The sequence below is a fragment of the Longimicrobiaceae bacterium genome, from assembly GCA_035936415.1.
Lineage (GTDB): Bacteria > Gemmatimonadota > Gemmatimonadetes > Longimicrobiales > Longimicrobiaceae > JAFAYN01.
On sequence record DASYWD010000100.1, the window covers coordinates 1 to 6,368 of the forward strand.

Consider the following 6,368-nt stretch of genomic DNA (forward strand, 5'->3'; position numbering starts at 1 on the left):
CCCGGGGCCCGCCGGCTCCGCCGGGGCGCGCCGGCTGCGGACGCGCTCCTCCACCGTGCGCACCGAGAGGCCGCGCTCCGCGGCCTCTCGCGCCAGCTCCGCCATCTCCCGCTCGCCCCCCAGCCCCAGGATGGCGCGCGCGTGCCCCATGGAGAGCTCGCCGCGGCCCACCATCCCCTGCACGGAGGCGGGGAGCTGCAGGAGGCGGAGGAGGTTGGCGACGGTGGAGCGGTCCTTCCCCACGCTGTCGGCCACCTCCTGCTGCGTGAAGCCGAACTCCTCGACCAGCTTCTGGTAGCCCGCGGCCTCGTCGAGCGGCGACAGCTCCGCGCGCTGGATGTTCTCCACGATGGCGAGCACCAGCATGGCACGGTCGTCGATCTCCTTGACGACCACCGGGACCTCGGTCCACTCCAGGCGGCGGATCGCCCGCCAGCGCCGCTCGCCCGCGATCAGCTCCCACTCCGCCCCCTCCGGGGTGGAGGCGGTGCGGGGGCGCACCACCAGCGGCTGGAGGAGTCCGTTCTCGCGGATGGAGGCCTCCAGCTCGGCCAGCTGCTCCGGGGCGAACTCGCGCCGCGGCTGGAACGGGTTGGGGGCGATGCGCGCGACGGGGACCACCTGGATCCCCTCCTGCCCCGCGCCCCCCTCCTGGGGGAGGTACTCGCCCAGGAGCGCGCCCAGCCCCTTCCCCAGCCGCCCCTGCTTCCTGGCTCCGGACACGGGCTACTCCCCTCCCGCCGCCACCGCGAGCGCCGGCTCGGCGCCGCGGGGGCTCGCGTGCGGCGCGCGGGCGATCACCTCCCGGGCGAGCGAGAGGTAGCTCTTGGCCCCCACGGAGACGATGTCGTACAGCACGATGGGCTTGCCGAAGCTCGGCGCCTCCGCGATCCGCACGTTCCGGGGGATGGCGGTGCGGTACACCTTGGCCCCGAAGTACTCCTTGGCCTCGTCCGCCACCTGGCGGGAGAGGTTGAGGCGCCCGTCGAACATGGTGAGCAGCACCCCCTCGATCTGCAGGCGGGGGTTCAGGCTCTTCTGGACGATGCGGATGGTGTTGAGGAGCTGCGAGAGCCCCTCCAGCGCGTAGAACTCGCACTGGATGGGGATCAGCACCGCGTCCGCCGCCGTGAGGGTGTTCAGCGTCAGCAGGCCGAGCGACGGGGGGCAGTCGATCAGGATGTACTCGTACCGGTCGCGCAGCGGCTCCAGCGCCTCGCGGAGGATCCCCTCGCGCATCGCGCGGCTCACCAGCTCCACCTCCACCCCGACCAGGTCCTGCGTCGCCGGGGCCACGTCCAGGTAGGGGAAGTGCACCCGGGGGACGATCACTTCCTCCAGCGCCGCCCCCTCCACCAGCACGTCGTACATCGACCGCTCCACATCGTCCTTGACGATCCCCAGCCCGCTGGTGGCGTTCCCCTGCGGGTCGGTGTCGATGACGAGCGTCTTCTTCTCGGCGACCGCGAGGCACGCCCCCAGGTTGATGGCGGTGGTGGTCTTCCCGACGCCGCCCTTCTGGTTTGCGATGGCGATGATGCGCGACAAGGCTGGTTCCTGCTCTCGAGGTGGGAGGTGGAGCCCCAATATAACCCGACCGCCCGGGGAGCGTCCAGCGACTAGCGCGCGTGCGCGCGAGAACGTTCCACGTGGAACATAAGGGGAGTGCTCACGCACTCCGTCGTTTCCGCACCTCGACGACGAGGTTCTGCAGGTCGCTCGGGCTGACGCCCGGGATGCGGCCCGCCTGGGCGAGCGTGGCGGGGCGGATCCGCGCCAGCTTCTGGCGCGCCTCGAAGGAGAGCGACGCCAGCTCGGGGTAGGGGAGGTCGTCGGGAAGGGGGAAGGCGGCGTGGCGCCGGAGCGACTCCGCCCGCTCGCGCTCGCGCGCCAGGTAGCCCTCGTAGCGCAGCTCCATCTCCGCGGCGGCGAGCGCCCCCTCCAGGGCGTCGGGGTCGTCCACCCCCGGGTCGGCCTCCACGGCCGCGACCAGGTCGCGCGCGGAGGTGCCGGGGCGGCGGACGAGCTGGGCCAGGCGGGTGGGCTCGCGGATCGGCGACTGCCCCGCCGCCTCCAGGACGGGGTTGACCTCGTCGGGCGCGGCGTTGGTGCTCGCCAGCCAGCGGCGCACCCGCGCCTCCGTCTCGGTGCGGCGGTGCAGGAGCTCGGCCTGCTTCGGGGTGAGGAGCCCGACCCGCTCCGCGATGGGGCCCAGGCGGGCGAGGGCGTTGTCCTGCCGGAGGGTGAGGCGGAACTCCGCGCGCGAGGTGAAGAGGCGGTACGGCTCGTCGGTGCCGCGGGTCACCAGGTCGTCCACCAGCACCCCCACGAACGCCTGGTCACGCTCCAGCAGGAGCGGGTCGCGCCCCAAGGCGGCGAGCGCCGCGTTCGCGCCGGCGAGCACCCCCTGCCCGGCGGCCTCCTCGTAGCCGGTGGTGCCGTTAATCTGCCCGGCGAGGAAGAGCCCGTCCAGCGCCTTGCTCTCCAGGGTGGGGTGGAGCTGGTGGGGCGGGTAGTAGTCGTACTCGATGGCGTACCCCGGCTTGGTCATGCGGGCGTTCTCCAGCCCGGGGATGCTGTGCAGCATCCGGAGCTGGACGGCGACCGGGAGCGAGGTGGAGAGCCCGTTCACGTACATCTCCCGGGTGGCCAGCCCCTCCGGCTCCAGGAAGACCTGGTGCCGCGCCGCGTCCGGGAACTTGACGACCTTGTCCTCGATGGAGGGGCAGTACCGCGGCCCCCGCCCGGAGATCTCCCCCCCGTACAGGGCGGAGTCGCCCAGGTGGCGGTCCACGATCTCGCGGAGCGGGTCCCCGGTCCAGGTGATCCAGCAGGGGAGCTGCGGGAGGAGCGGCTCGCGGGCCCAGGTGGAGAGGCGGTACTCGGGGCTCTCTCCGGGCTGCTCCTCCAGGCGGGCTAGATCCACCGAGCGGCCGTCCACGCGGGGCGGGGTGCCGGTCTTGAAACGGGCGACCTCCAGACCCAGCGCCTCCATCTGCTCGGCCAGGCGGACCGAGGGGGGATCGCCGGCCCGGCCGGCGGGGACGGACTCCGCGCGCCCCATGTGGATCCGCCCCCGGAGGAAGGTCCCCGCGGTGAGCACCACCGCGCGGGCGCGGAACTCGACGCCGCTCTCGGTGCGGACCCCGGCGACCCGGGACCCCTCCAGGAGGAAGGAGCCGACCATCCCCTGGAAGAAGTCCAGCCCGGCGTGCTCCTCCAGCAGGGCGCGGGCGGCGCGCGGGTACAGCCCCCGGTCGCACTGCGCCCGCGGCGCCCACACGGCGGGGCCCTTGGAGCGGTTCAGCATCCGGAACTGGATCCGCGAGCGGTCGGTGGCCCGCGCCATGATCCCGCCCAGCGCGTCCACCTCCCGGACCACCGTCCCCTTGGCCACCCCCCCGATCGCGGGATTGCAGCTCATCTGGCCGATGGCGTCCAGGTTCGGGGTGACCAGGAGCGTGGCCGCGCCGATCCGCGCCGCCGCGCCGGCCGCCTCCACCCCCGCGTGCCCGCCGCCCACCACGATCACGTCGTACCGCTGGTTCATCCGGCTCCGCTCCACGTTTCGGCTCTGCTCCGCGGTTCGTCTCCGCCTCGCGCGAGCCCCCTGGTACAGAGTTCGGGGGGTGCTGTTCCACGTGGAACGTCCGCACGGTGCGTCCCGGGAAACACCCGGCGGCCCCCCGGAACGCTGTACAGACCCTGGCACAGGTGTTGCGCACCCCACCCTTCCCGGTCAACGGAGCCCAAACAGCGAGGAGGAAGCATGGACGATCAGAACAGGGATGTCGGGAGCACCGGCGGGATCGGAGGAGGAGCGGCCGACCGGACCGGGGTACCGGGCCCGGGAAGCACGCCCGCGGGACCGGCCAACACGCCCTCGTTCGGCGGGGGGACCGGGTCCACCGGTGGATCGTCCGGCACGAGCGAGACGGCTCGCGAGATGGAGCGCACGCGTGACATGGTCGCCGAGACGGCAGGCCCGGTGGTCGCGGAGAAGATGCAGGAAGCCGTGGAGGAGACCAGCGCCCGCCTGCAGGGCCAGATGGGCGAGCAGATGAGCCGGACGGCCACGGCGATGCAGCACGACGCACAGCGCATGGCGAAGGAGAAGGTGGGCGAGACCCTGCATCGCGCGGAGGACCGCGCCAACCAGGCGATGGACCGTGCAGCCCAGGGGCTGGAGACCGCGGCCCACCGGCTGGACGACGTGGCGAACCGGCAGGGCGGGCAGGGCGGCGCCATGGGGAGGGCGGGCGACCTGGCCCACCAGGCCGCCGATACGATGGAGTCCACCGCGCGCTACCTGCGCGACAACGATGTCCGGGCACTCCAGAGCGACCTGGAGCGGATGGTCAGGGAGAAGCCCCTGCAGACGCTCCTGATCGGTGTGGCGGCGGGTTGGGTGCTCGGCAAGATCCTTCGGTAGGAGGCTGATCATGCCGGATGACATTCACGTGACCCGCACGACCACGACGACGCGGACCACCGAGGGCCCCGTGCCCGGTGCCGAACCGTCGCTGGGGGACCTGTTCAAGCAGCTCGCACAGGACAGCGCCACCCTGGTGAAGCAGGAGGTCACGCTCGCCAAGGCGGAGATGCGGGAGAACCTGCGCACCGCCACCAAGGACGCGGTGATGATCGCGGTGGGCGGCGGGCTCCTCCTGGTGGGGCTGCTCGTCCTCACCGCGTTCCTCGTGGCCGCCCTGGGCGACCTGCTCGACAACTACTGGCTGGGCGCGCTGATCGTCGGCGTCCTCTTCGTCGCCGTCGGCGGGATCCTCGCGAAGAAGTACATGGGGAACCTGAAGAACGACGACCTGGGGCCGGACCAGACCATTCAAACTCTGAAGGAGGACAAACGGTGGCTACAGAGCGAAATCCAGCAGGCGAAGAAGGAGCTGGCCTGACGGGGATGGGGAGCACCGGGTACGGTTCGAACCTGGGCGACGCCGGCACCACCGGCAGCTCCGACCTCGCGGGCGGCACCCGCCGCGACGACGCCTCCCTGGAGGCGGGGACCACCCGCTCGGCCGCGCTGGGTGACCAGGGGGCCGCCGCCGGGACCGGCCAGGTCCACAGCGGGCTCAGCGTGGGCAGCGACGTGGACACCGGCTACTCCGCCATCGCCGCGGCGGGCTCCAGCGGCGGCTCGCAGCAGGGCGGAACCATGGACCGGGTGAAGGACGCCGCCAGCCAGGCCCGCGACCGGGTCCAGAGCATGGCGGGCGACCTCCCCGGCCGCGTGAACGAAGCCGCGGGGCAGGCGCGGGAGAAGGCGGGCCAGGCCATGCACCGGGCGGAGCGGGTGCTGGAGGAGCGCGGGATCCTGGACCGGGTCCGCGAGAACCCCCTCCCGGCGCTCGGGATCGCCTTCGGCCTCGGCTTCCTGCTCGCCGGGAGCGACGACGACTCCGGCAAGCACGGCGGCTCCGGCAGGCGCGGAAGCTCGGGCGGCGCGCTCAACAACGCCAAGCACCAGCTCAAGGGCGCCATCATGGGCGGCCTGAGCGCGGCCATCGCGCAGGAAGGGCGCAACCTCCTGGGAATGGCGCAGGGGAAGGGGAACCAGGGCGGCATGCTGGGCTCCCTCCTCGAGAACCTGCAGGGCGGCGGGTCCGGTGGGTCCGGCCGTTCCGGCTCCGGGGGCTCCGGCTCGTCCGGAGGGGCCCCGCACACCCGGCCCAGCCACCAGGAGATGCGCTGACGGGATGCCCGAGGCCGCGTACCGCGTCCACGGACGGGTCCAGGGGGTGGGGTTCCGCTGGTGGACCCGCTCCCGGGCCCGCGGCCTCGGCCTCGCGGGGACGGTGCGCAACTGCCCGGACGGCTCCGTGGAGGTGAGGGCGCGCGGACCGGCGGATGCGCTCGCCGCGCTCCGCGACGTGCTCGGCCTAGGTCCACCCGGCTCCCGGGTGGACCGGGTCGAGGAGCTCCCCCCCACCCCGATCGAGGGCGACGCCTTCGAGATCGTCCGCTGACCCGCCGTTTCACCGAACAGTTCCCGAACAAAACCACCTCACCAGATCGCGCCAGAGTCACGATCTCGCCGCGGCGAGGGGTGTGAGTCCCGGTCGCGCCCGCCGGTTGTCGTAGGCGAAAACAGGCGGCGTTTTCCGCCGTGGGAGCGGATGGAGCCCGATCAGGTGCCGCCGCCGGTGTCCGGACCCGCGGGGTGCTCGATCCGGTACGCCTGCCACCGCTCCCGGGCGAACAGCGCGCCCGCACCGGCCCCGATCCCCCCGCCGAGGAGCCCGCCCCCCAGGAAGCCGAGCCCGGCCGACACCTCCACCCCGGTGGGGAGCTGCTGCGACCCCAGCGCCCCGGAGATCGCGCCCGCCCCGGCGCCGACCAGCGCGCCGAGC

8 protein-coding genes are annotated in these 6,368 nt (G+C 73.2%); 4 read left to right on the forward strand and 4 right to left on the reverse strand.

The window, feature by feature from the left end; translation table 11 throughout:
• From VGR37_03940 to mnmG, 3 genes are all read right to left on the reverse strand, one after another.
• A partial coding sequence (locus VGR37_03940; GenBank protein ID HEV2146546.1) for a ParB/RepB/Spo0J family partition protein occupies window positions 1–723 on the reverse strand: 723 nt, incomplete at its 3' end.
• Window positions 724–726: 3 nt separating this feature from the next.
• On the reverse strand, window positions 727–1,548 hold the full coding sequence (locus VGR37_03945) for an AAA family ATPase (protein ID HEV2146547.1): 822 nt from the start codon (window positions 1,546–1,548) through the stop codon (window positions 727–729).
• A gap of 121 nt (window positions 1,549–1,669) precedes the next feature.
• On the reverse strand, window positions 1,670–3,550 hold the full coding sequence (mnmG, locus tag VGR37_03950; GenBank protein HEV2146548.1) for a tRNA uridine-5-carboxymethylaminomethyl(34) synthesis enzyme MnmG: 1,881 nt from the start codon (window positions 3,548–3,550) through the stop codon (window positions 1,670–1,672).
• A 219-nt stretch (window positions 3,551–3,769) separates the two neighbouring features.
• Between mnmG and VGR37_03955 the strand changes: the two genes are divergently transcribed.
• Genes VGR37_03955 through VGR37_03970 form a run of 4 tightly spaced genes read left to right on the forward strand, consistent with a single transcriptional unit; the run spans window position 3,770 to window position 5,984 of the window.
• Window positions 3,770–4,432: a hypothetical protein gene (locus VGR37_03955; protein HEV2146549.1), complete on the forward strand. Its 663-nt coding sequence runs from the start codon at window positions 3,770–3,772 to the stop codon at window positions 4,430–4,432.
• A 10-nt stretch (window positions 4,433–4,442) separates the two neighbouring features.
• Complete coding sequence (locus VGR37_03960; protein HEV2146550.1) at window positions 4,443–4,913, forward strand: phage holin family protein; 471 nt, start codon at window positions 4,443–4,445, stop codon at window positions 4,911–4,913.
• On the forward strand, window positions 4,868–5,710 hold the full coding sequence (locus tag VGR37_03965; GenBank protein HEV2146551.1) for a hypothetical protein: 843 nt from the start codon (window positions 4,868–4,870) through the stop codon (window positions 5,708–5,710). The genes VGR37_03960 and VGR37_03965 overlap by 46 nt, the downstream gene beginning before the upstream one ends.
• 4 nt (window positions 5,711–5,714) lie before the next feature.
• On the forward strand, window positions 5,715–5,984 hold the full coding sequence (locus VGR37_03970; GenBank protein HEV2146552.1) for an acylphosphatase: 270 nt from the start codon (window positions 5,715–5,717) through the stop codon (window positions 5,982–5,984).
• Between the two features lie 161 nt (window positions 5,985–6,145).
• Here VGR37_03970 and VGR37_03975 read toward each other — a convergent pair.
• On the reverse strand, window positions 6,146–6,368 hold a 223-nt coding region (locus tag VGR37_03975; protein ID HEV2146553.1), incomplete at its 5' end, for a hypothetical protein.

Bases quoted from the DNA above. Each gene is read 5' to 3' on its own strand.
- mnmG (HEV2146548.1), bottom strand. From the start codon at position 3,550: ATGAACCAGCGGTACGACGTGATCGTGGTGGGCGGCGGGCACGCGGGG.
- VGR37_03955 (HEV2146549.1), top strand. From the start codon at position 3,770: ATGGACGATCAGAACAGGGATGTCGGGAGCACCGGCGGGATCGGAGGA.
- VGR37_03960 (HEV2146550.1), top strand. From the start codon at position 4,443: ATGCCGGATGACATTCACGTGACCCGCACGACCACGACGACGCGGACC.
- VGR37_03970 (HEV2146552.1), top strand. From the start codon at position 5,715: ATGCCCGAGGCCGCGTACCGCGTCCACGGACGGGTCCAGGGGGTGGGG.